Annotated in this window: 28 protein-coding genes; 7 read left to right on the plus strand and 21 right to left on the minus strand. The window is 73.6% G+C overall.

Translation table 11 applies throughout. The features are described from left to right. Positions 1 to 97: 97 nt before the first annotated feature. From LCD33_RS22945 to purD, 5 genes are all read right to left on the minus strand, one after another. Complete coding sequence (locus tag LCD33_RS22945) at positions 98 to 283, minus strand: hypothetical protein (RefSeq protein ID WP_224958065.1); 186 nt, start codon at positions 281 to 283, stop codon at positions 98 to 100. A 188-nt stretch (positions 284 to 471) separates the two neighbouring features. After that, positions 472 to 1,638: a pyridoxal phosphate-dependent aminotransferase gene (locus LCD33_RS22950; protein WP_224968019.1), complete on the minus strand. Its 1,167-nt coding sequence runs from the start codon at positions 1,636 to 1,638 to the stop codon at positions 472 to 474. A gap of 28 nt (positions 1,639 to 1,666) precedes the next feature. Then, complete coding sequence (locus LCD33_RS22955) at positions 1,667 to 2,878, minus strand: transglycosylase SLT domain-containing protein (RefSeq protein WP_224978263.1); 1,212 nt, start codon at positions 2,876 to 2,878, stop codon at positions 1,667 to 1,669. A 19-nt stretch (positions 2,879 to 2,897) separates the two neighbouring features. After that, entirely contained in the window at positions 2,898 to 3,200 is a 303-nt protein-coding gene (locus LCD33_RS22960; protein ID WP_224961063.1) for a hypothetical protein, read from the minus strand. Between the two features lie 203 nt (positions 3,201 to 3,403). After that, a complete protein-coding gene (purD, locus tag LCD33_RS22965; protein ID WP_224968165.1) occupies positions 3,404 to 4,663 on the minus strand; it encodes a phosphoribosylamine--glycine ligase in 1,260 nt (419 codons plus the stop codon). Between the two features lie 266 nt (positions 4,664 to 4,929). Here purD and LCD33_RS22970 point away from each other — a divergent pair, with 266 nt between their 5' ends. Further along, positions 4,930 to 6,033 (plus strand): glycerophosphodiester phosphodiesterase, encoded by a 1,104-nt coding sequence (locus LCD33_RS22970; RefSeq protein WP_224961066.1) that lies wholly within the window; start codon positions 4,930 to 4,932, stop codon positions 6,031 to 6,033. Between the two features lie 12 nt (positions 6,034 to 6,045). On the opposite strand, the gene LCD33_RS22975 is transcribed toward LCD33_RS22970, so the two are convergent. The 6 genes from LCD33_RS22975 to LCD33_RS22995 all read right to left on the minus strand — a co-directional run bounded on the left by LCD33_RS22975 (position 6,046) and on the right by LCD33_RS22995 (position 10,829). Beyond that, positions 6,046 to 6,516, minus strand: a complete 471-nt coding sequence (locus LCD33_RS22975) for a hypothetical protein (RefSeq protein ID WP_224961069.1) — start codon at positions 6,514 to 6,516, stop codon at positions 6,046 to 6,048. Positions 6,517 to 6,625: 109 nt separating this feature from the next. Continuing rightward, positions 6,626 to 7,774, minus strand: a complete 1,149-nt coding sequence (locus LCD33_RS22980; protein ID WP_224961071.1) for an LLM class flavin-dependent oxidoreductase — start codon at positions 7,772 to 7,774, stop codon at positions 6,626 to 6,628. Between the two features lie 14 nt (positions 7,775 to 7,788). After that, a complete protein-coding gene (locus LCD33_RS22985; protein ID WP_224961073.1) occupies positions 7,789 to 8,799 on the minus strand; it encodes an ABC transporter substrate-binding protein in 1,011 nt (336 codons plus the stop codon). A 310-nt stretch (positions 8,800 to 9,109) separates the two neighbouring features. Next, the gene (locus LCD33_RS29660) at positions 9,110 to 9,190 is read right to left on the minus strand and encodes a putative leader peptide (RefSeq protein WP_373690095.1); all 81 of its coding nucleotides are present in this window, start codon (positions 9,188 to 9,190) and stop codon (positions 9,110 to 9,112) included. Between the two features lie 125 nt (positions 9,191 to 9,315). Then, the gene (locus LCD33_RS22990) at positions 9,316 to 9,954 is read right to left on the minus strand and encodes an HNH endonuclease family protein (protein ID WP_224961105.1); all 639 of its coding nucleotides are present in this window, start codon (positions 9,952 to 9,954) and stop codon (positions 9,316 to 9,318) included. 167 nt (positions 9,955 to 10,121) lie between these two features. Further along, the gene (locus LCD33_RS22995) at positions 10,122 to 10,829 is read right to left on the minus strand and encodes a hypothetical protein (RefSeq protein ID WP_224961075.1); all 708 of its coding nucleotides are present in this window, start codon (positions 10,827 to 10,829) and stop codon (positions 10,122 to 10,124) included. 95 nt (positions 10,830 to 10,924) lie between these two features. Between LCD33_RS22995 and LCD33_RS23000 the strand changes: the two genes are divergently transcribed. Then, positions 10,925 to 12,211 (plus strand): adenylosuccinate synthase, encoded by a 1,287-nt coding sequence (locus LCD33_RS23000; protein WP_224961077.1) that lies wholly within the window; start codon positions 10,925 to 10,927, stop codon positions 12,209 to 12,211. A gap of 65 nt (positions 12,212 to 12,276) precedes the next feature. Here the strand turns inward: LCD33_RS23000 and LCD33_RS23005 are convergent, their stop codons facing one another. The 4 genes from LCD33_RS23005 to LCD33_RS23020 all read right to left on the minus strand — a co-directional run bounded on the left by LCD33_RS23005 (position 12,277) and on the right by LCD33_RS23020 (position 15,623). After that, a complete protein-coding gene (locus tag LCD33_RS23005; protein WP_224961079.1) occupies positions 12,277 to 13,377 on the minus strand; it encodes an aromatic acid exporter family protein in 1,101 nt (366 codons plus the stop codon). 241 nt (positions 13,378 to 13,618) lie between these two features. Next, positions 13,619 to 14,026, minus strand: a complete 408-nt coding sequence (locus LCD33_RS23010) for a DUF3151 domain-containing protein (RefSeq protein ID WP_224961081.1) — start codon at positions 14,024 to 14,026, stop codon at positions 13,619 to 13,621. 73 nt (positions 14,027 to 14,099) lie between these two features. Then, the gene (fbaA, locus tag LCD33_RS23015; protein WP_224961083.1) at positions 14,100 to 15,134 is read right to left on the minus strand and encodes a class II fructose-bisphosphate aldolase; all 1,035 of its coding nucleotides are present in this window, start codon (positions 15,132 to 15,134) and stop codon (positions 14,100 to 14,102) included. Positions 15,135 to 15,341: 207 nt separating this feature from the next. After that, positions 15,342 to 15,623 carry a YciI family protein gene (locus tag LCD33_RS23020; protein ID WP_224961085.1) on the minus strand — a complete coding sequence of 94 codons (282 nt, stop codon included), beginning with the start codon at positions 15,621 to 15,623 and terminating at the stop codon, positions 15,342 to 15,344. 82 nt (positions 15,624 to 15,705) lie between these two features. Between LCD33_RS23020 and LCD33_RS23025 the strand changes: the two genes are divergently transcribed. From LCD33_RS23025 to LCD33_RS23040, 4 genes are all read left to right on the plus strand, one after another. Next, on the plus strand, positions 15,706 to 16,281 hold the full coding sequence (locus tag LCD33_RS23025; protein WP_224968178.1) for a SigE family RNA polymerase sigma factor: 576 nt from the start codon (positions 15,706 to 15,708) through the stop codon (positions 16,279 to 16,281). Positions 16,282 to 16,663: 382 nt separating this feature from the next. After that, entirely contained in the window at positions 16,664 to 17,812 is a 1,149-nt protein-coding gene (gene nagA, locus LCD33_RS23030) for an N-acetylglucosamine-6-phosphate deacetylase (RefSeq protein ID WP_224961089.1), read from the plus strand. A gap of 71 nt (positions 17,813 to 17,883) precedes the next feature. Further along, entirely contained in the window at positions 17,884 to 18,117 is a 234-nt protein-coding gene (locus LCD33_RS23035; RefSeq protein ID WP_224968174.1) for a hypothetical protein, read from the plus strand. 180 nt (positions 18,118 to 18,297) lie between these two features. After that, a complete protein-coding gene (locus LCD33_RS23040; RefSeq protein ID WP_224961107.1) occupies positions 18,298 to 18,960 on the plus strand; it encodes a VTT domain-containing protein in 663 nt (220 codons plus the stop codon). Positions 18,961 to 19,014: 54 nt separating this feature from the next. Here the strand turns inward: LCD33_RS23040 and LCD33_RS23045 are convergent, their stop codons facing one another. The 6 genes from LCD33_RS23045 to LCD33_RS23070 form a co-directional block, all read right to left on the minus strand. Then, the gene (locus tag LCD33_RS23045; RefSeq protein ID WP_224961109.1) at positions 19,015 to 19,674 is read right to left on the minus strand and encodes an RNA methyltransferase; all 660 of its coding nucleotides are present in this window, start codon (positions 19,672 to 19,674) and stop codon (positions 19,015 to 19,017) included. Positions 19,675 to 19,787: 113 nt separating this feature from the next. Beyond that, positions 19,788 to 20,447, minus strand: coding sequence for a hypothetical protein (locus LCD33_RS23050; protein WP_224961093.1), 660 nt, complete (start codon positions 20,445 to 20,447; stop codon positions 19,788 to 19,790). 4 nt (positions 20,448 to 20,451) lie between these two features. Further along, complete coding sequence (gene pyrE, locus LCD33_RS23055; protein ID WP_224961095.1) at positions 20,452 to 21,000, minus strand: orotate phosphoribosyltransferase; 549 nt, start codon at positions 20,998 to 21,000, stop codon at positions 20,452 to 20,454. A 35-nt stretch (positions 21,001 to 21,035) separates the two neighbouring features. After that, entirely contained in the window at positions 21,036 to 21,809 is a 774-nt protein-coding gene (locus tag LCD33_RS23060; protein ID WP_224961097.1) for an SDR family oxidoreductase, read from the minus strand. Positions 21,810 to 21,844: 35 nt separating this feature from the next. Then, entirely contained in the window at positions 21,845 to 22,618 is a 774-nt protein-coding gene (locus tag LCD33_RS23065) for a hypothetical protein (protein WP_224961099.1), read from the minus strand. Between the two features lie 308 nt (positions 22,619 to 22,926). After that, a complete protein-coding gene (locus LCD33_RS23070; protein WP_224961101.1) occupies positions 22,927 to 23,556 on the minus strand; it encodes a TetR/AcrR family transcriptional regulator in 630 nt (209 codons plus the stop codon). An 86-nt stretch (positions 23,557 to 23,642) separates the two neighbouring features. On the opposite strand from LCD33_RS23070, the gene LCD33_RS23075 reads away from it, so the two are divergent. Then, positions 23,643 to 24,869 carry an MFS transporter gene (locus LCD33_RS23075; protein ID WP_224978264.1) on the plus strand — a complete coding sequence of 409 codons (1,227 nt, stop codon included), beginning with the start codon at positions 23,643 to 23,645 and terminating at the stop codon, positions 24,867 to 24,869. Positions 24,870 to 24,970: the final 101 nt, after the last annotated feature.

Genomic DNA, 24,970 nt, shown 5'->3' on the forward strand with positions numbered 1-24,970 from the left:
GGCACTCTCGCACAGGAACACCATCGGCAGGAAGGTTCCCTTCCCGTCACGGCGCGGGGGGGGGGGGGGGGGGGGCCGGCCCCCCCCCCCCGGCGGCTCACTTGGAGCCGAGCCGCTTCGTCTCCCCCAGCTTCTTCCGGTCCGACGCGTAGCCGATCACCGCGGTGGCGACGAACAGCACGCCGCCGAGCACGGCCAGCCAGAACAGACCCTTCAGCACGATCCCCGCGACGCTGACCACCAGCCAGAGCAGCAGCAGGCCGCCGATCACCTTCCACACCATCCGGACCACCCCGTTCAGCAGAACTCCACCCCAGACTGCCAGAGCTCCGGCCGCCGGGGCCCCGGTTCGCCCCCGGAATCCGGGAGAACCCCGGGACCACCCCGAGGCCGATCGGCCGCCGAGCTCGCGCACGGCCACGATCCGCGACACCGGTCGGAGGCCTTCCGGGCGAAGCCGGGCCGGCCGGTTCAGCGCAGCCAGGTGGCGAGGCGGGCGACGGCCTCCGCGATGTCCTCGGTCGCCCCGGCGTAGGACATCCGCACGAACCGGCCGCCGCGCTCCGGGTCGAAGTCCACGCCCGGCACCACCGCCACGCCGGTCTCCTCCAGCAACCGGTGGCACCAGGCCGAGGAGTCGTCGGTGAGCTCGCCGATGTCGGCGTACGCGTAGAACGCGCCGTCGGCGGGCGCGACCCGCTTGATGCCCAGCTCCGCCAGCCCGGTCAGCAGCAGCTCCCGGTTCGTCTCGTACCGGCGGACGTGCTCGCCGACCTCCGCGTAGACGTCCGCGCCGAACGCGGCGACCGCGCCGTGCTGCGACACCGCGGGCGGGCACAGGGTGAAGTTGCCGGTCAGCGAGTCGACGGCGCGCCGCAGCCGCGGCGGCACCAGCATCCAGCCGAGCCGCCAGCCCGTCATGCACCACAGCTTCGAGAACGAGTTCACCACGATCGCCTCGGTGGAGAACTCGCGCGCCGAGTGCAGCCGCTCCCCGTACTCGATGCCGTGGTAGATCTCGTCGCTGATCAGCTGCACGCCCCGCCGATCGCACCAGGACGCCAGCTCCGCCAGCTCGTCCCCGGTGAGCACGGTGCCCGTCGGGTTCGCCGGGGACGCCACGATCAGGCCGCGCACCGGCTCGTCGAGCGCCTCCAGCATCGCCGTCGTCGGCTGGAACCGGGTGCTCTCGTCGCACGGCAGCTCCACGACCTCGCAGCCCAGGGCGGCCAGGATGTTCCGGTAGGCCGGGTAGCCCGGCCGCGCCAGCGCCACCCGGTCACCCGGGTCGAAGGCGCTGAGGAACGCCAGCAGGAACGCACCGGACGCACCGGTGGTCGCCACCACCTCCGCCGGGTCGGCGGGCAGCCCGTAGGTGCGAGCGCAGTGCCCGGCGATGGCCTCGCGCAGCTGCGGCAGCCCCAGCTGTTCGGTGTAGCCGAGCGGGTGCCGCCGCAGCGCCTCGGCCGCCGCCTCGCGGACCGCCGCCGGAGCCGCGCTGGAGGGCTGGCCCGCGGCGAGCGACACCACGTCCCCGCGCACCCGCTGGCGGGCGTTGGCGGCGGAGAGCACTTCCATGACCTGGAACGGCGGCACGTTCGCCCGCTGGGCGACGGACAGGGCGCTGGGCTCGAACATGCCCACACCCTGCCACGCGCCCCGCTGCTCAGTAGCCCTGGTAGCCGCCGCCACCGGCCATCGACTTCAGCCCCGGGTGGCCCTCGAAACCGCCGTAGCGGTCGAAGGTGTAGCGGACCCCGGCGATGATGTTGTCCACCGGGTCGTAGATGTCGTCGTGCCCGGGGAGCTTGTGCGCCTGGAACGTCGGGTCGATGCACTGCATCAGGCCCTTCGACGGGGTGCCCTTGGCGGCGTTGGAGTCCCAATCGTTGATGGCGTGCGGGTCGCCGCCGGACTCCTTCTGGATGATCGTCCAGATCTTCTCGACGTCGGCCTCGGTGACCGGGATGCCGTTGGCCTGCAGGATCTCGATGGCCTCCCGGATCCACTGGTCCACGTTCCCGGGCGGTGGGCCGCTGCTGGGCGGGCCACCGCTGGAGCCGAGGTCGCCGGAACCGCCGGAACCGCTCGACCCGTCCGAGCCCCCCGCGGAACCGCCGGACCCACCCGACCCGCTCGACGCGCCGGACCCGCCCGGACCCGCGGCGGAGTCCCCGCCCGGGCCGGTGGCGCCGGCCTGGTCGGTGCTCGCCGGGCCGGCGGGCTCCTGGAACTCCCACTCGGTGTCGCGCCCCGGCGCGGGCGTGAAGCCCTGCTCGCCCGCCTTCGGGATCTTCGTGAACACGTCCGCCATGCCCTCGGCGGAGCCGGTGAGCTCGGACAGCGCCCCGTTCAGCGCCGCGTTCGCCTCGTCGACCTTGCCCCGGGCGTCGTCGGCGTGCGACTCCATCGCGCGGGTGATCGCGTCGTCGCGCACCCGGCGGGCCAGTTCCAGGGCGGCCGGGTCGTTCGGGTGCGCCAGCTCCGCCTGGTGGTAGGTGTCCTCGGCCTGCTTCGCGTCGGCCAGGGCGCGTTCGCCGATGCCGTTCACCGCGTCCTTCGCGGTGCGCACCGCCTCCGCCGCCCGGTCCAGCGCGCCCGCCGAGCTCTCCAGCGCCGACCCGGCCTGGTCGAAGCCGCCGCGCACCTGCCCCATGTAGCCGACGAACGCGTCCGCGGAAGCGCCCTGCCAGGCCCCGTCGAGCCCGGTGACCGCGTTGGTCACGTCCCCGGCGGCGTTCCCGGTGGTGCCGCTCGCCTCGCGCCAGCGGCGCGCGATCTCGGTGATCGACTCGGGTCGGCTGTCCTCCAGCTTCCGCACCTGCTCGGCGAGCGCCGCGCCGCCCGGCTTGCCCGCGATCTCCCCTGAAATGCCCATCTCGTCCCCCAGTACCGGCTCAGACCCGCATCGAGTCGGCGTTGTCCCGGTCGATGTCCTCGACGCTGGTGCGCACCGCGTCGAGCGCGCCGCTGACGCTGCGCAGCAGCTGCTCGGCGGCGTCGAACTGCTGCTTCGCGGTCTCGTCGAGCTTCGTGACCGCGTCGGCGAGCCCGGCCGCGGCGTCGAGCTCCCCGAAGGAGGCCGCCTCGACGTGCCGGCCCTCGAAGCCGTCGCCGATGGCGCCGACCGGGCCGGCCTTGCCTTCCAGCGCGGAGCGGCAGTCCTCCAAGGCCCCCATGTTGTAACCGGCGTCTGGCACGACCTCTCCTCGGATTCGCGGCCCGGATGTCCGACGTGGTCGACGCGCCGTCCGGGCGCGCCGTTCCACCGGATCACATGATTACCCCGAAGCGGATGCGCACGGCGGTGCTTTCACCGAAGAGCAGTCGAACGGCGAACGGGTCCGAACGCGACGAACCGCGCGCGGCCGTGGCTCGCGCGCGGTTCGTCCGGAAAGTCCGATCAGGCGGGCGGGGTGATCTCGCCGCGGGCGGCGCGCAGCGCGATGTCCACGCGGTGGTGCGAGCCGGGCAGGCGCACGGCGGCGACCCGCCGGTACACCTCGTCGCGGGCGGCGTCGAGGTCCGCGCCGGTCGCGACCACGGACAGCACCCGGCCGCCCGCGGACAGCACCGCGCCGTCCTCGCGGCGCCGCGTGCCGGAGTGCAGCACGCCGATCGCGTCGCCACCGGTGATCACGTCGTCCACCCGGGGCCGGCCCGGGTAGCCCTCGGCGGCCACGACGACCGTCACCGCGGCGCCGTCCTCCCACTCCAGCGCGGGGGCGGCGGCGAGCTCACCGCGGGCGACCGCGTCCAGCAGCACCGCCAGCGGGGTGCGCAGCAGCGCCAGCACGGCCTGCGTCTCCGGGTCGCCGAACCGGCAGTTGAACTCGATGACCTGCGGCCCCGACGAGGTCAGCGCCAGGCCCGCGTACAGCAGGCCGGAGAACGGGGTGCCGCGCTCGGCGAGCTCGTCCACCACCGGCTGCACCACGGTGCGCACCACGTCCTCGGTGAAGCCCTCCGGCGCCCACGGCAGCGGCGCGTAGGCGCCCATGCCGCCGGTGTTCGGGCCCGCGTCGTCGTCGCCGACGCGCTTGAAGTCCTGCGCGGGCAGCAGCGGGACCACCGTGGTGCCGTCGACCAGGCAGAACAGCGAGGCCTCCGGACCGTCCAGGAAGGACTCCAGCAGCACCGGGTGCCCGTCGTCGAGCAGCGTCAGCGCGTGCGCGCGCGCCGCGTCGAAATCGGTGGTGACCAGCACGCCCTTGCCCCCGGCGAGCCCGTCGTCCTTGACCACCCAGGTGGGGCCGAAGCGGGCCAGGGCGGCGTCCAGCTTCGCCGGGTTGTCCACCGTCTCGCTGTGCGCGGTGGGAACCCCGGCGGAGATCATGACGTCCTTCGCGAACGCCTTGGAGCCCTCGATGCGGGCGGCCCCCTTCGACGGCCCGAAGCAGGGGATCCCGGCGGCGCGGACGGCGTCGGCGGCACCGGCGACCAGCGGAGTCTCCGGGCCGAACACGACCAGGTCCGCCTTCCAGCCGGTGGCGAGCTCGGTCACCGCCGCCGGATCGGCGACGTCCACCGGGTAGGGCTCGGCGAGCGCGGCGGTGCCCGCGTTGCCGGGAGCGCAGGCCAGGGCGGTCACCGACGGGTCCTTCGACAGCGCCAGCACGATCGCGTGCTCACGGCCGCCTGCCCCGATCACCAGGATTCGCACGAGCGGAAGCGTAGAGCGTCCCGCACACCGCCGACGGCGGCCCCCCGGCGCGGTGTGGTGAACCGGACATGGACCGCCGGTGACCAGCGAGGATCATCTCAGTGCGCTCCGGCCGGCCACCCCGCGCGGCGCTCGGCGCCGACCGGAGGTGTGTCGCCGTTCCTTCACCCGCCCGTCGGATGTTCTTGTCCGGTTGGTCGCCCGCCACCGCGAAGGTCGGGCCGGGCGCGCGGCCCTTCCCGCGCGACGAACTCGTTGGAGGACAGATGTCGATCCGGGTGCGCCTGGGGGCGCTCGCCGTGACCACGGCCGCCGTGCTGGGCGCCATCGCCCAGCTGCCCGCCGCCGCGGCGCCCGCCGTGACCGCCGATCCGGAGGCAGGCCGCGTGGAGGTGTTCGGGCACCGGGGCGCCTCCGGCTACCGCCCGGAGCACACGCTGGCCGCCTACGAGCTGGCGGCGCGGATGGGCGCCGACTTCATCGAACCGGACCTGGTGCCCACCAAGGACGGGGTGCTGGTGTCCCGGCACGAGAACGAGATCAGCGGCACCACCGACGTCGCCGACCACCCCGAGTTCGCCGACCGCAAGACCACGAAGACCATCGACGGCGTCGAGCTGACCGGCTGGTTCACCGAGGACTTCACCCTCGCCGAGCTGAAGTCGCTGCGCGCGGAGGAACGCATCCCGCGGCTGCGGCCGAACAACACGATCTACGACGGCCGCTACGAGGTGCCGACGTTCCAGGAGGTCGTGGACCTCGCCCGCCGGTTGTCCGCGGAGCTCGGCCGCGAGGTCGGCGTCGCCCCGGAGACCAAGCACCCGAGCTACTTCCAGCGCATCGGCCTGCCGCTGGAGCCGCGCGTGGTGCGGGCGCTGGACGAGAACGGCCTGAACCGGCCGGACGCGAAGGTCGTGGTGCAGTCCTTCGAGGTCGCCAACCTGCGGGAGCTGGACCGCTCGCTGCGGGTGCGGCTGGTGCAGCTGATCTCCGACAGCGGGGCGCCGCAGGACTTCGTGGAGTCCGGCGACCCGCGCACCTACGCGGACCTGGTGACGCCGGAGGGGCTGCGCGGGATCGCGGACTACGCCGACGTGTTCGGCCCGGACACGAAGGTGCTGCTGCCGGTCGACGACTCGGGGCACCTCACCGGGCCGACCCCGGTGACCGCGGACGCGCACGCGGCGGGCCTGCAGGTCGTGCCGTACACGGTGCGCGCGGAGAACGAGTTCCTGCCCGCGGACTTCCGCTCCTCCGAGGTGCCGTCCGAGTTCGGCGACGTGTTCGGCTTCTTCGACGCGCTGTTCGCGCAGGGCATCGACGGCATCTTCAGCGACTTCCCGGACATCGCGGTAGAGGCCCGCGGCTGAGCGACCGGGCGGTCAGGGCCGTCCGGCGGCGGCCCCGGCCGCTCGGAAGTGCGCGTTCGACGCGGGCGCGAACAGGAGCACCAGTCCCGTGCACACCGCGACCAGGTGCGCGGCGCGCAACGCGGCGAACGTCCACGCCCACGGCCCGGTGCCGTTCAGGAAGGCCTGCTCGACCGGGACGCCGCCCAGCACCTCCGCGATCGGCGGGCCGACCATGCTCGCGGTGCCGAGGCCGCCGACGAGCACCGCCACCGCGATCCGCACCCCGTTCCCACCGCGCCGCAGCCGCAGCACGAGGACCAGCACCGCGGCGTAGACGGCGCCGCGCAGCACCAGCTGCCCGGCGAGTCCACCGGCGGGCGCCCCCGCCGCGACGAGCCGCACCACCTGCAGCACCGTCTCGGCGACCCCGGCCGCCACGGCGCAGGTCCACGCGATGATCGAGCTGCGCACCGCCGCCGGTGCCGCGTCCTTCGGATCCACAGGCCGTCCCCCCACGTCGTCCCGACTGCGGGTCGAACGTAAGCGGCGCGGCGGGTCGCGGGGATCGGGTTCGTCCCGGATCGCGGCTCGGGGAGGTCCCGGACCGGCTTCAGGACGCGGCGACCGGGCGGGGTGCGGGGGTCGCGGCGGGCTCGGAACCGGCGAGGAGGCCGCGGCGGGCGAGGACCGGGCGGACGCCTTCGCCGAACCAGTACGCCTCCTCCAGGTGCGGGTAGCCGGAGAACACGAACTCCTCCACGCCGACGTCGTGGTACTCGGACATGAGGTCGGCGACCTCCTCGTGGCTGCCGACGAGCGCGGTGCCCGCACCGCCGCGCAGCAGCCCGACCCCGGACCACAGGCCCGGGTGCACTTCGAGCTTCCGCGCGTCCGCGTGCAGCACCCCGCCGTGCAGCTCCGCCATCCGCCGCTGCGCGGTCGATTCGGTGACGGCGAACTTCGCCTGCGAAGCGGCCACGTCCGCCGGGTCCATCTGGTCCAGGAAGCGCTGGGCCGTCGCCCACGCCTCGGCGGAGGTGTCCCGGGTGATGGTGTGGGCGCGCAGCCCGAACCGCAGCGTGCGGCCTTCGGCGGCGGCCAGCTCCCGCAGCCGGGCGATCCGCTCACCGACCTGCGCGGGCGGTTCGCCCCAGGTCAGGTGCACGTCGGCGCGGCGGGCGGCCACGGGCAGCGCCGCCGGGGACGAGCCGCCGAAGTACAGCGGTGGCACCGGGTCCGGCACGTCGTAGGCGGTGGCGCCGCGCAGCCGGTAGTGCTCGCCGTCGAAGTCGGCGGGTTCCCCGGACCAGATGGCGCGCATCGCGGCGAGGAACTCGTCGGTGCGCTCGTAGCGGCGGTCGTGGTCCAGCCAGTCGCCGTAGCGGCGCTGCTCGGTGGACTCGCCGCCGGTGACGATGTTGAGCAGCAGCCTGCCGCCGGAGACCTGCTGGTAGGTGGTGGCCATCTGCGCGGCCAGCGTCGGGGTGAGCGAACCGGGCCGGAACGCGACCAGGAACTTGATCCGCTTGGTGCGGCCGAGCAGCGCCGCCGTGGTCACCCACGCGTCCTGGCACCAGCTGCCGGTGGGGGTGAGCATGCCGGTGAACCCGAGGTGCTCGACGGCCTGCGCGACCTGCGCCAGGTAGTCGATGTCGGGTTCGCGAGGCGTGCTGGCCGCGGCGGCCGTCACGTGCGGTCTGTCCACGATGGACCGACCGTCGCCGTGGGTGGGCAGGAACCAGTGCACCGTGATGCTCATGCGTCTCCTCCTGGTCAGCGGACGGCGGTGAGCCGCTGCGCGAAGCGGGTGTCGACGAAGTCGGCGAAGTCGAACTTCCGCGGGATCTCCCCGGCCTGCACGAACGCGTCGGCGAGCTCCTGCGAGGAGCGGACCACCGACTCGTCCAGCGGGATCGGCAGGTTCGGCCCGGCGTCGGTGGCGCGGCGGGTCACCTCGATGGGCAGCCCGGTGTCCTCGGCCCACGCCCGCGCGCGCTCCTCGCGGTGCGAGTCGGAGTACAGCTGCGCCTGCGCGACGCGGACCACGTAGTCGGCGAGCGCGGTGTTCTTCGCCGCGTCGGCGAGCGCCGCGTCGCTCGCCACCTGGAAGTCCAGGCCGTTGGCCACGCCGGTGCCGTCGGTGAGCACCTTCGCGCCGGTCTCCAGCTGGACCTGCGCGAAGTACGGGTCCCAGATCGCCCAGGCGTCCACCTCGCCGCCGTTGAACGCGCCGAGCGCGTCGGCCGGTTGCAGGATCACCAGCTGCACGTCGTCCGGGGTGAGCCCGACCTTCCGCAGGCTCAGCAGCACCTGCCCGTGCGCCGAGCTGCCGCGGGCCACGGCGATCTTCTTCCCGCGCAGGTCCTCCACCCGCCGCAGCGGCGAGTCCCGCGGGACGATCAGCGCATCGCTGGTCACGTTGCCCTTCGACGCGGACACGACCTTCACGTTGCGCTTCGCGGCGGCCGCGAACAGCGGGGGCGTGTTGCCGACGCCGCCGATGTCGATGGCTCCGGCGGACGCGGCCTCCAGCAGCGGCGGGCCGGAGGTGAACGTGGCCCACTCGATCGCGTAAGGCGCCCGGTCCAGCCCGGCGGAGCGCAGCAGGGACTGCGAGTTGCCCTTCTGGTCCCCGACTCGCAGCCGCACCCGGCGCAGCTCGTCGTCGCCGACCGGCGGCGGGACGGGCGCGGTGGCCGCGTCGGTGCCACGACCGCACGCGGCGAGCAGCCCGGCGGTCGTGGTGGTCAGGGCGAGGGCGGCGAGGAATTCCCGACGGTGCACGGTGTCATCGCTTTCGCTGAGCAGAGCGGAACCCGGGCCGCACAAGAGCGCCCGGGCGAACTGTCGACCGCCCGTCCTCGAACCTGCGCAGCGCGGTTTCGGCGGTTTCCCGTCAGCGGCGAAGCCGCTGAGCAGCCGACCGAGCACGCAGCCGGACCACCCGCGGGTTCTCAGCGGTTCCCCCGCGAGGACAGCGTTGTCGCCTGTGGCGGAGCCACCTGCGAAAACGATCCCGCAGCGAGGGGACCGCTGAGGTTCCGCCACCCCAGCGCTACGCGGAAAGAGTTCGAAGAACAGCCGGTGAAGACCCTCAGCGGGGGCGACAGATGGCGCTGGCCTGCCGCCGCAGATCGACGTGCAGGCGCCCGGTCAGTGCGGTGCGCGCGGTCATGCCCAGCAGGTTCGCACCGCCGCGATCTCCCGGTCAACGCCCGCCGGGCCGCGTCCCACCAGGTGGCACCGCAGCGGAACGCCCCGCTCACCGAGGAGGTGAGCGGGGCGCGGCGTCGACGACGATCAGCAGCCGGCGAGGGCGTCCTTGAGGGCCGTCTTCTCGGCCTCGGTGACGGTCAGCTCGTACTTGTGCTTGGAACCGACCCACATCGACGCGTAGGTGCAGTGGTAGCCGGCTTCCGGCGGCATCCACTGGTCCGGGGTCTTGTCGCTCTTGGACTGGTTGACGCTGTCGGTGACGGCGATCAGCTGCGGGCCTTCGAGGTCGTTGGCGAACGCCTCGCGCTGCTCGTCGGTCCACTCGGAGGCCCCGGAGCGCCACGCGGCGGCCAGCGGCACCACGTGGTCGATGTCCACATCGGACGGCTTGGTCCAGGATCCGCCGTCGTACGGGCTGTTCCAGGTGCCCGCGGTCGGGTAGCAGTCCGACCCGACCTCGACGCCCTCCCCGTCGCGCTTGAGCACCGACTCGCGGGTGTTGCAGCCGTCGGGGCCTTCGATCCAGTGCGGGAACCGGTCGCGGTCGTAGCCGTCGAGGGAACCTTCGGGGGCGACCTGCAGCTCGTCGAGCTGGGTCTGGGCGGTCGACGGGTCGGGGATGCCGGGCGGTTCCGCCCCGGCGGGCACGGCCAGGCCCAGCGACAGGGCGCCGGCCAGGGGCAGAGCGGTCAGTGCTGCGCGAAGCGAACGGGTCGGCGTCATGGGGACCTCCGCTGGGCTGATCTCGCCGATGTCGATCCTGACCTTCATCGAGCGAGGTGGCCATGGCAATGCCCCGAAGTGACTAGGCGGTGACCTGTCGTGAAACCGCCACCCGATCCCCGCCGGGTCTGGGAAAACCGTGTGTGCGCAGGGATTTCCCCCGCCGATCAGGGCCGCACGAGCAGCAGGTCCTCGGTGTGGCGGTACCAGGCCCACTTGGTCACCGGCCGCGGGTGCGGCACGCCGTCGCGCAGCACGGTGGCCTCGCGGAACCCGGCCTGCACGGCGCGGCCGCGGGTGGTGTCCCGGCGGGTGCGCAGCAGGCCGCGGCGCACCGCGGTGACCCGCAGGCCGTCCGCGGCCGGATCCAGGTTCGCCGACATCGGGTCGGAGGTCGGGTCCGGCAGCGGTTCCGCCGCCGGATCGGGGGTGATCTCCAGGCTCCGCGCCGGGCCGTGCAGCACCCGCTGGTCGTCGCAGTACACCTGGCCGGTGATCGGCTCCACCCGGCCGGAGGCGATCAGCAGCCCGCCGTTGTCGTCGCGCACCAGCGCCGACGGCCGGGCCGCCCCCTCGAACGCGAGCGGCTCGGCGTCCGGGCCCACCGGGAACCCCCACAGCCGGGTCGCGGGCGACTCCGCCACCGGCACGTAGCCGACGGCGAGGTCGGCGATGCGGTTCTTGCGCAGCAGCCGCAGCACCACCGCCGCCAGGTCGGCATCGGTACCCTGGACGACGACTCGCCCGGGGCCGTCGGGCAGCAGCGCATCGACCTCGGCCTTCCCGGGAGCGGGCGAAACCCGGTGCCACTCCGCGTGACCACCCGGACGCGTGGTGTGGTCGCCGTTTGTGCAGGACAGTGCAGTCGTACTCACGTTTCGCTCCTGGTTTACCCTGATCGACCGGCATCAGTGTCGCGTCGGAGCGGGGAGTCGCTCGCGCGGACCCACAGTCCAGGTTGGAGTTTCACATGCCGGCGATCGTGCTGATCGGAGCCCAGTGGGGCGACGAGGGCAAGGGCAAGGCGACCGACTTGCTCGGCGAGCAGGCGCAGTGGGTCGTGCGCTACCAGGGCGGCAACAACGCCGGCCACACCGTGGTGCTGCCCGACGGGCAGGACTTCGCGCTGCACCTCATCCCCTCCGGCATCCTCACGCCGGGCGTCACGAACGTGATCGGGAACGGCGTCGTGGTCGACCCGGGCGTGCTGCTCGACGAGCTCGCCGGGCTGGAGGAGCGCGGCGTCGACACCTCGCGGCTGCTGCTGTCCGCCGACGCGCACATGATCATGCCGTACCACGTGGCGATCGACCGCGTCACCGAGCGCTATCTCGGCAAGAAGCAGATCGGCACCACCGGTCGCGGCATCGGCCCCGCCTACCAGGACAAGGTCGCCCGCGTCGGCGTCCGCGTGCAGGACCTGCTGGACGAGAAGATCCTGCGGCAGAAGGTCGAGGCCGCGCTGGAGTTCAAGAACCAGCTGCTGGTGAAGGTCTACAACCGCCGCGCGCTCGACGCCGACGAGGTCGTGGACACCGTGCTGGAGCAGTCCGAGCGCTTCGCCGGCCGCATCGCCGACACGAAGCTGCTGGTCAACGAGGCGCTGGAGCGCGGCGAGACGGTGCTGCTGGAGGGCTCGCAGGGCACGCTGCTCGACGTGGACCACGGCACCTACCCGTTCGTGACCTCCTCGAACCCGACCTCCGGCGGGGCGTGCGCGGGCTCCGGCATCGGGCCGACCCGGATCAACGCCGTGATCGGCATCCTGAAGTCGTACACCACCCGCGTCGGCGCGGGCCCGTTCCCGACGGAGCTCACCGACGAGGCGGGCGAGAACCTGCGCAAGCAGGGCGGCGAGTTCGGCGTCACCACCGGGCGCTCCCGGCGCACCGGCTGGTTCGACGCGGTCATCGCCCGCTACGCGACCCGCGTCAACGGCATCACCGACTACTTCCTCACCAAGCTGGACGTGCTGTCCGGGCTGGAGACCATCCCGGTGTGCGTCGGCTACGACGTGGACGGGCAGCGGGTCACCGAGATGCCGATGACGCAGACCGGCGTGCACCACGCGGTGCCGGTGTACGAGGAGGTGCCGGGCTGGTCCGAGGACCTCAGCGCGGCGCGCAGCTTCGAGGACCTGCCGGTGAACGCGCAGAACTACGTGCTGCGCCTGGAGGAGCTGTCCGGCGCCCGCATCTCCGCGATCGGCGTCGGCCCCGGCCGCGACCAGACGATCGTCCGCCACACGATGGCGTGACCCCGACGCCGGGGGCCGGGGGGGGGGCGGGCCCCCCCCCCCCCCCCCCCCCCCCGCCGCTCGGTTCAGCTGTGGTCGTCGCCGCGGCGGGGGTGCAGGGGCGGCAGAGCCGCGATGGCCTCGGTGCGGGTGAGGCCGGTGGCCTGCAGCAGGTCGACCGCGATCGAGCGGACCTGCAGCACCACCACCTGCATCGAGAAGTCGCCCTCGCCGAGCAGTTCCACCGAGGACTTCCGCGCCACCGCGCGCGCCGCCTCCCGCGCCTGCAGCGGCTCGTTCCCGCCCGCGAGCTCGTCGCGCAGCAGCACCACCGACCCGGCCAGCTCCTCCAGCAGGCCCGGCAGCGGGCGCGGCACCGGCTCGTCGTCGCGCAGCGCCGACATGGCGCGCCGGGCCAGCACCCGGGTGTTGCGCAGCGCCCGGTCGATGGGCGTGGCCGCGGCCTCGTAGCGCTTCAGGTCGCCGCGGCGGCGCCAGCGGATCGGCGCGATCTTCGCGATCTCCCCGCCCGCGTCCAGCGCGGTCCGGAACTCGTCCACCAGCTCCTGGCTCTTGCGCACCTTCGCCAACGTGTCCGAGGCGACGTCGGTGTCCCGCCGCGACACCGCCCACGCCACGCCCCGCAGGCCGTCGGTGAGCGCCCCCAGCACCAGCCTGCCGTTGCGGTGCGCCACCGCCAGCGGGTTCGCGGGCAGTAGCGCCGCCACCACGAACCCGATCAGCCCGCCGACCGCCGCGTCGATCATGCGGGTCAGGCCGCCCGCCGAAGCCGGGGGCAGCAGCGTCGCCACCAGCACCGACGACGACGCGGCCTGCAGCACGATGATCGCCCCGCTGTCCGCGAGCACCGCCGTGCTCATCGCCAGCGCCACCACCAGCGCGATCTGCCACGGGCCGGTGCCGATCGCCGAGATCAGGATGTCGCCGACCCCGATGCCGATGCTCACGCCGACGACGAGCTCCAGCGCCCGCCGCAGCCGCTGCCCCAGCGACACGCCCAGCGACACCACCGCCGCGATCGGCGCGAAGAACGGCGCCGGGTGCCCCACCAGGCTCTTCGCCACCGCCCACGCCAACCCGGCGGCGACGGCGCACTGCACGATCGGCACGCCCGACCGGAACAACCGCCGCAACCGCCGACTCAACTCCTGCCGAACCCGATGCACGCGCCCATTCTCCGCCACGACGATCGTGCAGAGGCAGCGGTGGGCCACGACGGCCGCCGGTTCGGGTCGATCGAGACCCGCCCGGTCCGGGCTGGTGCGGCGCACCGCGGGAACACCGAGGTAGCGGGTGGGCCAGGGGCGAGTTCGGGCGGTTCCCGGGGGGCCTGCGAGGAGTCCACGCCTTCGAGGTCGGCAGCGCCGCGCGGGAGGTCCCGGTTCCCCGGCCCTCCTGCGCGCGACGTCACGCCAGGCCGGTGGCTTCCACCGAGGCCGGGTCGCTGTCGAGCAGCAGCTGGCGGCAGCGGTCGAACTCGTCGGTCTCGCCGATCGCGCCCGCGGCCTTCGCCAGCACGGCCACGGCGCGCAGCACGCCCTGGTTGGGGCGGTGCCGCCACGGCACCGGGCCGAAGCCCTTCCAGCCGGACCGGCGCAGCGCGTCCAGGCCCCGGTGGTAGCCGGTGCGGGCGTAGGCGTAGGCGGCGATCGTCTCGCCGCGCTCCAACGCGGCCTCGCCGAGCTGCGCCCACGCGGCGCTGAAGGTGGGGTGCTCGGCGGCCACCAGGGCCGGGTCGGTGCCCGCGTCCAGCGCGGCCTGCGCGGGCTCGTTCTCGGGCAGCAGCGTTTCCGGTGGCTCCAGCAGGTTCGTCATGGCGCCATCTTGTCACCGGACGCACGAACGCCACCCCGGTGGCCGGGGTGGCGTTCGGCGAGCGGTGCTGCGGTCAGCCGGCCAGCATGCGGCCCGCGGACTTCAGCGTTTCGCAACCGTGCGCGACGCGTGCGGCCATCGCCTGCTCGGCGGCCTTCAGGTAGCTGCGCGGGTCGTAGACCTTCTTGTTCCCGACCTCGCCGTCGATCTTCAGCACGCCGTCGTAGTTCTTCAGCATGTGGTCGGCGATGGGCCGGGTGAACGCGTACTGGGTGTCGGTGTCGATGTTCATCTTCACCACGCCGTAGGACACCGCTTCGTGGATCTCCTCCAGCAGCGAACCGGAACCACCGTGGAAGACCAGGTCGAACGGCTTCGAACCGGCGGGCAGTCCCAGCTTCTCGGAGGCGACCTCCTGGCCCTGCTTGAGGATCTCCGGGCGGAGCTTCACGTTGCCCGGCTTGTAGACGCCGTGCACGTTGCCGAAGGTCGCGGCCAGCAGGTAGCGGCCCTTCTCGCCGGCGCCGAGCGCCTCCACGGTGTGCTCGTAGTCGCCCGCGGCGGTGTAGAGCTTCTCGTTGATGTCGTTGGCGACGCCGTCCTCCTCGCCGCCGACGACGCCGACCTCCAGCTCCAGGATGATCTTCGCCTTGGCGGCGAGGTCCAGCAGCTCGGAGGCGATCTGCAGGTTCTCGTGCAGCTCGATGGCCGACCCGTCCCACATGTGCGACTGGAACAGCGGGTTCTCGCCGCGGTCCACCCGCTCCTGGCTGATCTGGATCAGCGGCCGGACGTAGCCGTCCAGCTTGTCCTTCGGGCAGTGGTCGGTGTGCAGCGCGATGTTCACCGGGTACTTCGCGGCGACGACGTGCGCGTACTCGGCGAGCGCGGTGGCGCCGGTGACCATGTCCTTGACCTTCGTGCCGGAGGCGAACTCGGCGCCACCGGTCGAGACCTGGATGATGCCGTCGCTTTCGGCCTCGGCGAAGCCGCGCAGCGCCGCGTTGAGCGTCTCCGACGAGGTCACGTTGATGGCCGGATAGGCGAACTCACCTGACTTCGCCCGGTCCAGCATCTCCGCGTAGACCTCGGGGGTCGCGATGGGCATCGGTCGTCCTCCTCGGGGGATGGAGTCGTTCTTGGCAGCGGGGAGCCGCGCCGAATCCTACGAGGGCGCGCGAGGTCCGCGCGGGCCTGTGTCGGTCAGCGCTACCCGTTCGCGTCATAGGGAAAACCACTGGATCGGTGCGGATCTGCACCGCTGTCGGAATCCTCACACCTTCGGGGGTGCGGTGTCGCCTGGACGGGTCAGTGCTCAGGAAACCCAGGAGCCGGTGATCGCGTGCCACTCACGGATCGTGGTCGACGCGAGCACCCCCTGCTGGAGGTACGGATCGGCGTCGAGCAGGCGCTGCACCGCCGCCTCGTCCTCGGCCTCGTACACCAGCTGCGCACCGAGGCCGTCCGCGTACGGGCCGCCGGCGAGCAGCACGCCCTGCTCGGCCAACGACTTCGCGTACACCCGGTGGTCCGGGCGCACCGCCAGCCGCCGTTCCTCGTCATCGCCGTAGACCATTTCGACCACGAACTTCGCCATTTCGGACCTCCTCGATCACGGACCTCGCGCGGACGCTACCCGGCCGAGGGACAGCCGCCGGGTGAGCCGGTACTTTCAGATCATGTTCGGGGATTCCTCATCGGGGGTCGAGCGCAGCGTCGAGCAGACGCTGGGCCACCTCCGCGCCATCGACACCGCGTCCACGCCCAACGACCAGCCGCTCACGCTCGAAGACCTGTACCGCCAGCAGCGGATGCGCATGGTCCGGTTGGCGATCCTGCTGGTCGACGAGCCGGCGACCGCGGAGGACGTGGTGCAGGAGGCGTTCACCGGGCTCTACCGCAACTGGTCCGGGCTGCGGGACGCGAAGGCGGCGATCGGCTACCTGCGCACCGCCGTGGTGAACGGCAGCCGTTCGGTGCTGCGCCGCCGCAAGACGGCTCGCGAGTACCAGCCGCCGCACCAGGCCGACGCGCGCTCCGCCGAGTCGCTGGCGATGCTGACCGCCGAGCACCAGGCGGTGGTGGCGGCGCTGGGCGAGCTGCCGCCGCGGCAGCGCGAGGTGCTGGTGCTGCGCTACTACGGCAACCTCACCGAAGCGGAGATCGCGGAGGCCACCGGCGTGTCCAAGGGCACCGTGAAGTCCACGGCCAGCCGCGGCCTGGAGGCCCTGCAGAAGGTCATGCGCTCGCACTGACCGCCCGTCCGCACCGATCACCGGTCACCCACCGCCGTGCGACCGCTGATCAGGTGAGCCGAGTGCGGACCGCGAGCAGCGGGCGCTCCCGCGCCGCGGTCACCGCACCGCCACCGCCATCGACGCGGAACCGGCGCCCGGCCGAGCCGGCGACCATCGAGATCACCCGATCCGCACCGGCCTTTCACCCGGATGCCGTCGCGTCCGCTCCACCGCGCGCCGCTCCGGGTGAAGACCACACCGAACTGGTGTAGACCACCGGAGGCCGGTGCCGGAGGATGGGCGCCGGACGTCGACCACCGCACCCGAGCGCCGCCCGCCGCGCGGCGCAGCCCACCCCGCGGACCGCGGGACGAGGGCCGAACGAAAGTGGGGACCCCCCGTGAGCAGCGCGCACGACACCGGCGCCGGCACCCTCACCGCGAGCCGCATCGTCACCCCGGACGGCGTGCTGGCGGACGGCTGGATCCGGCTGTCCGGCAGCACCATCGCCGAGATCGGCACCGGCCCGGCCCCGGCGGACGCCACCGACCTCGGCGACGGCTGGCTGGTGCCCGGCTTCGTCGACGTGCACTGCCACGGCGGAGGCGGCGGCGCCTTCACCGGCCGCGACCTCGAACAGGCGCAGGCCGCGCTGGCCGCGCACCGCTCGCACGGCACCACCACCATGCTCGCCAGCCTCGTCACCGCCCCCGTCCCCGACCTGGCCGACCAGGTCAGCGCGCTGCGCGACCTCGTGGTGGACGGCCTGATCGACGGCATCCACCTCGAAGGCCCCTTCCTGTCCGAGGCGCGCTGCGGCGCCCACGACCCGGCACTGCTGCGGGCCCCGGACCAGAGCTCGGTGCGCACGCTGCTCGACGCGGGGCGCGGCTCGATCCGGATGGTGACGCTCGCCCCCGAGCTCGACGGCGCGGTCGACGCGGTCCGCACCCTCACCGAGCACGGCGCCATCGCCGCCCTCGGCCACACCGACGCCGTCCGCGAGCAGGTGCTGCCCGCCGTCGACGCGGGCGCCACCGTCGCCACCCACCTGTTCAACGGGATGCGCCCGCTGCACCACCGCGAACCCGGGCCGGTCGGCACCCTGCTGGACGACGACCGCGTCACCGTCGAGCTCATCTGCGACCTGGTGCACCTGCACCCCGCCGTGGTGGCGTTCGCCGCGCGGCACGCGGGCACCGGGCGGACCGTGCTGATCACCGACGCGATCAGCGCCACCGGAGCCGGGGACGGGACCTACGAGCTGGGGAAGCTGCCGGTCACCGTGGTGGACGGGGAACCGCGGCTCGCGGACGGGTCGCTGGCGGGCAGCACGCTCACCATGGACGTCGCGTTCCGCAACCTCGTCACCGGCGCCGGGCTGCCCGTGACCGACGCCGTGCACGCCGCCTCGACCCGACCCGCCGAGCTGCTCGGCGCCGCGGACCGGGTCGGCTCGCTGCGCCCCGGCCTGGCTGCCGACCTGGTGCTGCTGGACGACGACCTGCGGCTGCGCCGCGTCATGAAGTCCGGGGCCTGGGTGGCCTGATGCCCCCGGCACCCGCCCCGCCTCGCCCGACGCGTTCGGCGCCGGGCCGGGCGGTGGCTACCCTGGCTGGCATGGAGAGCTCGCGGGACACCCCGGAAAACCTGTTGTCCGCCGCGCTGCGCGCGCAGGCGGTGGGCGGGCAGGCCGGGAACGCCGCCCCGACTCCGCCGCCGTTCCCGCCGCAGGCACCCCTCCCGCCGCCGGCGCCCGCGCGCCGCAGGCTGCCCGTCGGGCAGGTGCTGCTGTTCGCGGTGCTGCTGGGCGTCGCGGCGGGTGGCGTCGTCGGCGTGCTCACCCTCGGCTGATCCACCGCCACCACCTGCGCTTCCGGACGAACGGGACATCCCGTTCCGGCGCCGCGACGGCCGATCCGGCGGTCTCCGGCGTGGCGGCTTGCGCTGGGGCGGACGGCCGAGGTCGGGCTGGCCGCCCGCGCTCAGCGGGCACCGGTACCGTTGGCGAGCGTGACGACCGAATTCCCCGCGATGCTCAACGCCGCCGGAACGTCCACGCTCGCCCTGCTGCCGTCCTGGCTGGATCCGGAGAACATCGTCAGCTCGCTCGGCCCGTTCGCGCTGATCGGCGTCTGCCTGATCATCTTCGCGGAGTGCGGCCTGCTGATCGGGTTCTTCCTCCCCGGCGACTCGCTGCTGTTCGTGACCGGCCTGTTCGTGGCGACCGGGGCGATCTCCACGCCGCTCTGGCTGACCTGCCTGCTGCTGGCGGTGTGCGCGTTCGTCGGCAACGTGACCGGGTACTGGATCGGCCGCAAGGTCGGGCCGACCCTGTTCAACAAGCCCGACTCGAAGCTGTTCAAGGCCGAGCACGTGGACAAGACCCACGAGTTCTTCGAGCGCTACGGTGCGCGGGCGATCATCCTGGCGCGCTTCGTGCCGATCGTGCGCACGTTCATCACCGCCGTCGCCGGCGTCGGGCAGATGGACCAACGGAAGTTCTTCGCCTACTCGGCCGTGGGCGCGGTGCTGTGGGCCGCGGGCATGACCGTGCTCGGGTTCTTCCTCGGGAACATCCCGATCATCAAGGAGAACCTCGAGGCGATGGCGATCCTGATCGTCTTCATCTCGATCGTGCCGATCATCGTCGAGTACGTGCGCGGCCGCCGGACGAAGGCCAAGGACGCGGCCTGAGCCACCGACCACCCCGAAGGGGGGGCCGCACCCCGGCCGGGCCTTTTCACGTCCTCACCAGGCGCGGGACGGGTCCGCGTGCTGCGCGACCCAGGCGTGCATCGCGATGCCCGCGGCGACCCCGGCGTTGATGGAGCGGGTCGAACCGAACTGGGCGATGGACACCACCAGGTCGGCGGTGCCCCGCGAGTCGGTGCCGAGCCCCGGGCCCTCCTGGCCGAACAGCAGCACGCAGCGCTCCGGCAGCGCGGTGCGCTCCAGGGGCGTCGCGCCGGGGGTGTTGTCCACGGCGACGATTGCGAGCCCCTGCTCGGCGGCGAACTCGCGCAGCGACACCAGGTCCGGGTGGTGGTGCACGTGCTGGTACCGGTCGGTGACCATCGCGCCGCGCCGGTTCCAGCGGCGGCGGCCCACGATGTGCACGGCACGCGCGGCGAACGCGTTCGCGGTCCGCACCACGGTGCCGATGTTGTGGTCGTGCTGGAAGTTCTCGATGGCGACGTGGAAGTCGTGCCGCCGGGTGTCCAGGTCGGCGACGACGGCGTCGCGGCGCCAGTACCGGTAGTGGTCGACGACGTTGCGGCGGTCGCCGTTCGCGAGCAGCTCCGGGTCGTAGCGCTCGTCGTCCGGCCACGGGCCGGGCCACGGGCCGACGCCGACCTCGGGACCCCACTCGGTGGGGCCGGGTTCGCCGGCGGCCCGTTCCTCGGTCACCGGTTCTGCGCCGGTCGGTCCTCCGGTCACCGGTTCTGCGGCCACCGGTTCCTCGCCGACCGGTCCTCCGGCCACCAGTTCCCCGGGGCGCTCCGGCGCTCCCACGTCCTGGTTCATCGTCCGGCCGGCCCCTCCCACGGCACGGCGCCGTGCAGGTCGACCAGCAGGTCCAGCATCGGCAGCACCGACTCCGGGGTCGCGGCCCCGGCGCGGAACGCGACCAGGTGCTCCGGGGCGAACTCCAGCACCACGCCGGCGGTCCGCTCGTCCGCGAGCAGCGAACGAGCCGTCGCGGCCGGCAGCACGCGGCGGGCGAACTCGGCGTCCGTCGAGGTCAGCAGGTAGGTGCGGTCGAACTCCGCGTCGCCCAGCTCGACCCGCAGGTCCTGGCCGAGCGCGCCGAACGCGCCGGACCGGGCCAGCCGCAGCTCCGGACCGGCCACCGGCCGGGGCAGCGCCACCGCCACCCCGAAGGTGAACACCCGCTGTCCGAAGCCCGGCGGGCGCCGCAGCTGCACGGCCTCGAAGGGCAGTCCGCGGTGCCGACCGGCCAGGTGGAAGTGGTCCTGCAGCCCGCGGGAGCTCGCGAACTCGCGCAACGCCCGCACCCGCTTCCACAGGTCGTCCGCGGGCACCTGCCGCCAGTCCGCGCCCGCGCGCAGCAGCCGCTGGTAGTTCCGGACGGAGCGCTTGCGGCCGAGCACGGCCACCGCGACACCGGCCGCCAGGACCAGGACGATCAGCAGGAACGCGAGCGGGACGATCGCACCCACGGGATCAGCTCAACCCGAGGTCGGACAGGTCCAGCAGCGAGCGGTAGGTCAGCCCGGCGGCCTCGATGGCCTCCTTGGCTCCGGTGCCCCGGTCCACCACGGTCACCACGCCGACGATGTCGGCGCCCTCCTCCCGCAGCGCCTCCACCGCGGTGAGCACGCTGCCGCCGGTGGTGGAGGTGTCCTCCACCGCGAGCACCTTGCGGCCCGCCACGTCGGGCCCTTCGATGCGGCGCTGCATGCCGTGGGACTTGGCGTTCTTGCGCACCACGAAGGAGTCCAGCGGGCGGCCGGACGCGTGCATCATGGCGGTCGCGACCGGGTCGGCGCCCAGGGTCAGCCCGCCGACGGCGTCGTGTTCCCAGTCCGCGGTGAGCTGCCGCAGCAGGGTGCCGATGAGGGGGGCGGCGGCGTGGTGCAACGTCGCCCGGCGCAGGTCGACGTAGTAGTCGGCTTCCTTCCCGGAGGACAGCGTCACCTTGCCGTGCACGACGGCGATCTCGGTGACGAGCCGGGCGAGTTCGGCGCGTTGTTGCTGGTCGACCTGAGTCACGAGCCCCGATCCTACTGCCGCCCCACCGCGCCGGATCAGGTGCGGCCGGGAACGGTGCGGTGGACGACGGCGCGCTGCACCCGGAGCGGGATGAGCCGCCCGACGGTGACCAGGGCCTTGTACTGCGGGCTGGGGATGGACACCGAGCGGCCGCGGCGCAGGTCGGTGAGGCCTTCGTGCACCACGTCGTCGGCCCGCAGCCAGAACGCCTTCGGCAACCGGCTCATGGACAGCCCGGCGCGCTGGTGGAACTCGGTGCGGGTGAACCCGGGGCACAGCGCCATCACCCGCACGCCGGTGCCGGTCAGCGCGGAGGCGAGCCCCTCGGAGAACGTCGTCACCCACGACTTGGTGGCCGCGTAGGTCGATCCGGCCACCGAGAAGAACCCGGCCACGCTGGACAGGTTGATCACGTCGCCGCCACCGCGGGCCCGCATGCCGGGCACCGCGGCGTGGGTCAACCGCAGGACGGCCGCCACGTTGAGGTCGAGCTGCTTGCGCAGCGTCGCCGCCTCGGTGTCCCAGAAGGCGCCGCCGGTGCCGAACCCGGCGTTGTTGACCAGCAGGTCCACCGGCCGCCGCTCGTCCGCGACGCGCCGCTCCACCTCGGCGAGCTGGGCGTCGTCGGCGAGGTCGGCGACGAGCACTTCGACGGTGACCCCGTGCCGGTCGCGCAGCGCCGCGGCGAGCGCTTCCAGCCGCGCGGCGTCGCGGGCGACGAGCACCAGGTCGTGCCCCTCGGCGGCCAGCCTGCGGGCGAAGGCGTTGCCGATTCCGGAGGTGGGGCCGGTGACGAGTGCGGTAGGCATGGTGCGCACCGTATCGCCTCGCCGACCGGAACCGGTCAGGCCTGGTTCTCGGAGTGCTCGGCCCGGTCCACGCGGACGGTGTCGTTGGTGTCCGCGGGGGAGCCGGCTCCGGTCGCGCCCTTGAGCTGCCGGGTCGGTTCCTCGGCGGCGGGCTCGGGCTCGTTCGGGTCGGTCTCGAACGGGTCGATGATGTCGGCGAGTTCGCCGAGGGCCCGCAGCAGGCGTTCCAGGCGGGCCGGGTCGGCGCTGTCGGGTTCGATCGCGGCGAGCACCCAGTCCTGCTCCAGCCACACCACGGTCACGTCGGGCCCGACCTCCTCGGCCGCGTCGACGAGCGACGGGGTGACCAGCGGGCGGGCCGCGGCGACCTCGGTGACGAAGGCGTAGCGGGACCCGACCGGGCCGAGCAGGTCCAGCCCGGAGTCCTGCGGCACCGGCACGTCCGGCTGCCACAGCTCCAGGGTGGTGCCGACGCTGCGGCGGCAGCGGACGCCGGCGAGCACGGTGGCGACCTTGCCGTTGGTGGTGAGGTCGAGGACGTAGACCTGGCGCCGTCCGTCGGCGGTGAACGTGGAGCCCGCGACGACGTCGGTGGCGGTGCCGCCGGCGTGCTGCGCGAGGGCGCCGCGCTCCCAGCGCGTCGGCAGCACTTGGTCGACCTCCGCGAACTGCCAGCCGCGCAGCGCCGCCCAGCGCCGCCGCTCCCGGTTGTTCGGGGCGCGTCGTGTGCGGTCGGCGATCAGCAGCGCGATGCCCGCGGCGATCGCGAGGACGGCGACGAGGAACCAGACCCAGGCAGGGATACCCACACCGCGCAGGGTAGTCCCGTCCGCATCCTCCGCGAAGATCGCCGGGGTCCCCGTCCCGGAATTGCGCCATCCGTGCGAGCTGCGCTGCACGGATGGTCCGCGGCGGGTGCGCGCTGCGAAGGCGACCGGGTTCGGAGCGTCCGTTTCGCCCGGCCCGGTCGGCGATGGGGTGATCACCCGGTCGTCCCGGGGCCGGACGCGAAGAAGGACGGGTGCGGTGGCCCGCGCCCGTCCTCGTTGCTTCTTCCATCGGCCCGCCTGATCGACTTCTGGAGCGGCCGAACGGGTGAACATCGGCCGGAATCCGCTCAGGCCGGGTCGGCGCGGCGCATGGCGTGGACCTCGGGCCAGTCGGGTGCCGCGCCCGGCAACGGGTCCCGGTCCCCGGCGCGGAGCCCTTCGACGACGGCGGCGAGGTAGCGGGCGCGCAGCTCGGCGCGGCGCGGTTCGGCGACCGGCAGCGCCGGGTTGAGGTGCTTGAACAGCAGCACCACGTCGGCGGCGGTGAAGTCGGAGCGCAGCTCGCCTGCGTCGTGCGCGGCCCGCACCACCTCGTCCACGGATGCGGCCATGTCGCGGCGGGCGGCGAGGTAGTCGGCGCTGTGCGCGACGCCCGGCTCGTCCGGGGGCAGCACGGTGCCGACCCCGCTGCCTTCGGCGAGGCAGCGGCGCAGGAAGCCGGTGAACGCCCGCCACGGGTCGGGTTCTCCGGCGCGGGCCGCGTCGGCTTCGGCGACGATGCGGCGCAGGCAGCTGATCCGCACCTGCTCGGCGAGGTCGGTCTTGCTGGGCCAGCGGCGGTAGATGCTGGCGACGCCGACTCCGGCGCGGTGCGCGACGTCCGCGATGGGCGCGTCGAAGCCCTGCTCGGCGAACACTTCGCGAGCCGCGGCGATGACGCGCTCTGCGTAGCCGGCGGAGCGCTGCGCTGTGGTCATGACCACAGGATACGCGGGAGCGGAATGTTCCGGTCCGGTCCCGGGTTGCTGCGGAGCGGAATCGTCCGTTCCGCACGAGGAGAGCCATGACCACCCCGGAGCTCGCACTCGACCGCCCGCTGCGCGCGGGCACCGCCCGACCGGAGATGACCCGGCGCGGCGCCTTCTGGTTCGCCGGCGCGCTGCTGGCCCTGTTCCTGATGGCCTCCACCGCGCCGTCCCCGATGTACGCGATCTACCAGCAGCGCTGGGGTTTCTCCGCGACGGTGCTGACCGAGGTGTTCAGCGCCTACATGGTCGGCATCCTCGCCGCGCTGCTGCTGGTGGGCGCGCTGTCGGACCGGGTGGGACGGCGGCCGGTGCTGCTGGCCGCGCTCGGGCTGGAGATCGTCGCGGTGCTGCTGCTGGCGTTCGCGCCGGGCGTGGGCTGGTTGTTCGCCGGGCGCGCGCTGCAGGGCATCGCGACCGGCGCGGCGACGGGGGCGATCAGCGGTTCGCTGCTGGACTTCCAGCCGCCCGGCACCAGCCGCGGCGCCACCTTGAACGGGGTCTCCGCCGGGGCCGGGATGGCGCTGGGGTCGGGCCTGGCCGGAGCCCTGGTGCAGTTCGCGCCGGCGCCGACGGTGCTGGCCTACCTGCTGCTGGTCGCCGGGTTCGCGGTGGCGGTACCGCTGGTGTGGCTGATGCCGGAGCCGGTGCGCGGCAGCAGGCTCCCGCTGCGCGTGGCGCTGCGCCCGCAGCGGCCCGGGGTGCCCGCGGGGCGCGGCAGGGCGTTCGCACTGCTGGCGACCACGATGCTCGCGGCCTGGACGGTCGGCGGCATGTTCATGTCGCTGGGCCCTTCGGTGGCGAAGAGCCTGGTCGACGGCTCGCCGTACCTGGTGGGCGGGCTCTCGGTCGTCGCGGTGGCCGGGGTGGGTGCGGTGGCGCTGCTGCTGCTGTCCGGGTGGCTGGGCCAGCGGACGGTCCGGGTCGCGGCGCCGGTGCTGATCGCCGGGCTGGCCGTGGTGGCCGGGTCGGTGCTCGGCGGGAGCGCCGTCGGGTTCTTCGCCGGGTCGGCGGTGGTCGGGGCCGGCTGGGGGATGATGTTCATGGGCGGGTTCCGGCTGCTCACCGGGCTGGCCGACCCGGAGAACCGGGCGGCGACCTCGTCGATGATCTACATCGTGGCGTACCTGTCGGCGACGGTGCCGAGCATGCTGCTCGGCATCCTCACCACGTACGCGGGCCTGACCACGACGACCGTCGTCTTCGCCGCCGTGGCCGCCCTCTTCGCCGCCGTGGCCTGGCTCAGCACCTACGCCCGCCACTGACCCGAGTCGTCCTCCCCGCCAGCGGCGAAGCCGCTGAGCGGAGACCCAGCACGCAACGGGACCACCCGCGGGTTCTCAGCGCTTTCCTCGCGAGGACAGCG

The sequence above is a fragment of the Saccharopolyspora sp. 7B genome (assembly GCF_020177435.1).
GTDB lineage: Bacteria > Actinomycetota > Actinomycetes > Mycobacteriales > Pseudonocardiaceae > Saccharopolyspora_C > Saccharopolyspora_C gregorii.

What these genes read in the sequence shown, in the direction of transcription:
- LCD33_RS22955 (WP_224978263.1), bottom strand. Translation starts at nt 2,878, where the DNA reads ATGGGCATTTCAGGGGAGATCGCGGGCAAGCCGGGCGGCGCGGCGCTC.
- LCD33_RS23025 (WP_224968178.1), top strand. Translation starts at nt 15,706, where the DNA reads ATGTTCGGGGATTCCTCATCGGGGGTCGAGCGCAGCGTCGAGCAGACG.
- fbaA (WP_224961083.1), bottom strand. Translation starts at nt 15,134, where the DNA reads ATGCCCATCGCGACCCCCGAGGTCTACGCGGAGATGCTGGACCGGGCG.
- LCD33_RS22980 (WP_224961071.1), bottom strand. Translation starts at nt 7,774, where the DNA reads ATGAGCATCACGGTGCACTGGTTCCTGCCCACCCACGGCGACGGTCGG.
- LCD33_RS23070 (WP_224961101.1), bottom strand. Translation starts at nt 23,556, where the DNA reads ATGACCACAGCGCAGCGCTCCGCCGGCTACGCAGAGCGCGTCATCGCC.
- LCD33_RS23020 (WP_224961085.1), bottom strand. Translation starts at nt 15,623, where the DNA reads ATGGCGAAGTTCGTGGTCGAAATGGTCTACGGCGATGACGAGGAACGG.
- LCD33_RS23000 (WP_224961077.1), top strand. Translation starts at nt 10,925, where the DNA reads ATGCCGGCGATCGTGCTGATCGGAGCCCAGTGGGGCGACGAGGGCAAG.
- LCD33_RS23040 (WP_224961107.1), top strand. Translation starts at nt 18,298, where the DNA reads ATGCTCAACGCCGCCGGAACGTCCACGCTCGCCCTGCTGCCGTCCTGG.
- LCD33_RS22945 (WP_224958065.1), bottom strand. Translation starts at nt 283, where the DNA reads ATGGTGTGGAAGGTGATCGGCGGCCTGCTGCTGCTCTGGCTGGTGGTC.
- LCD33_RS23075 (WP_224978264.1), top strand. Translation starts at nt 23,643, where the DNA reads ATGACCACCCCGGAGCTCGCACTCGACCGCCCGCTGCGCGCGGGCACC.
- LCD33_RS23060 (WP_224961097.1), bottom strand. Translation starts at nt 21,809, where the DNA reads ATGCCTACCGCACTCGTCACCGGCCCCACCTCCGGAATCGGCAACGCC.
- LCD33_RS29660 (WP_373690095.1), bottom strand. Translation starts at nt 9,190, where the DNA reads ATGACCGCGCGCACCGCACTGACCGGGCGCCTGCACGTCGATCTGCGG.
- LCD33_RS23035 (WP_224968174.1), top strand. Translation starts at nt 17,884, where the DNA reads ATGGAGAGCTCGCGGGACACCCCGGAAAACCTGTTGTCCGCCGCGCTG.
- LCD33_RS23010 (WP_224961081.1), bottom strand. Translation starts at nt 14,026, where the DNA reads ATGACGAACCTGCTGGAGCCACCGGAAACGCTGCTGCCCGAGAACGAG.
- LCD33_RS22970 (WP_224961066.1), top strand. Translation starts at nt 4,930, where the DNA reads ATGTCGATCCGGGTGCGCCTGGGGGCGCTCGCCGTGACCACGGCCGCC.
- LCD33_RS22950 (WP_224968019.1), bottom strand. Translation starts at nt 1,638, where the DNA reads ATGTTCGAGCCCAGCGCCCTGTCCGTCGCCCAGCGGGCGAACGTGCCG.
- LCD33_RS22990 (WP_224961105.1), bottom strand. Translation starts at nt 9,954, where the DNA reads ATGACGCCGACCCGTTCGCTTCGCGCAGCACTGACCGCTCTGCCCCTG.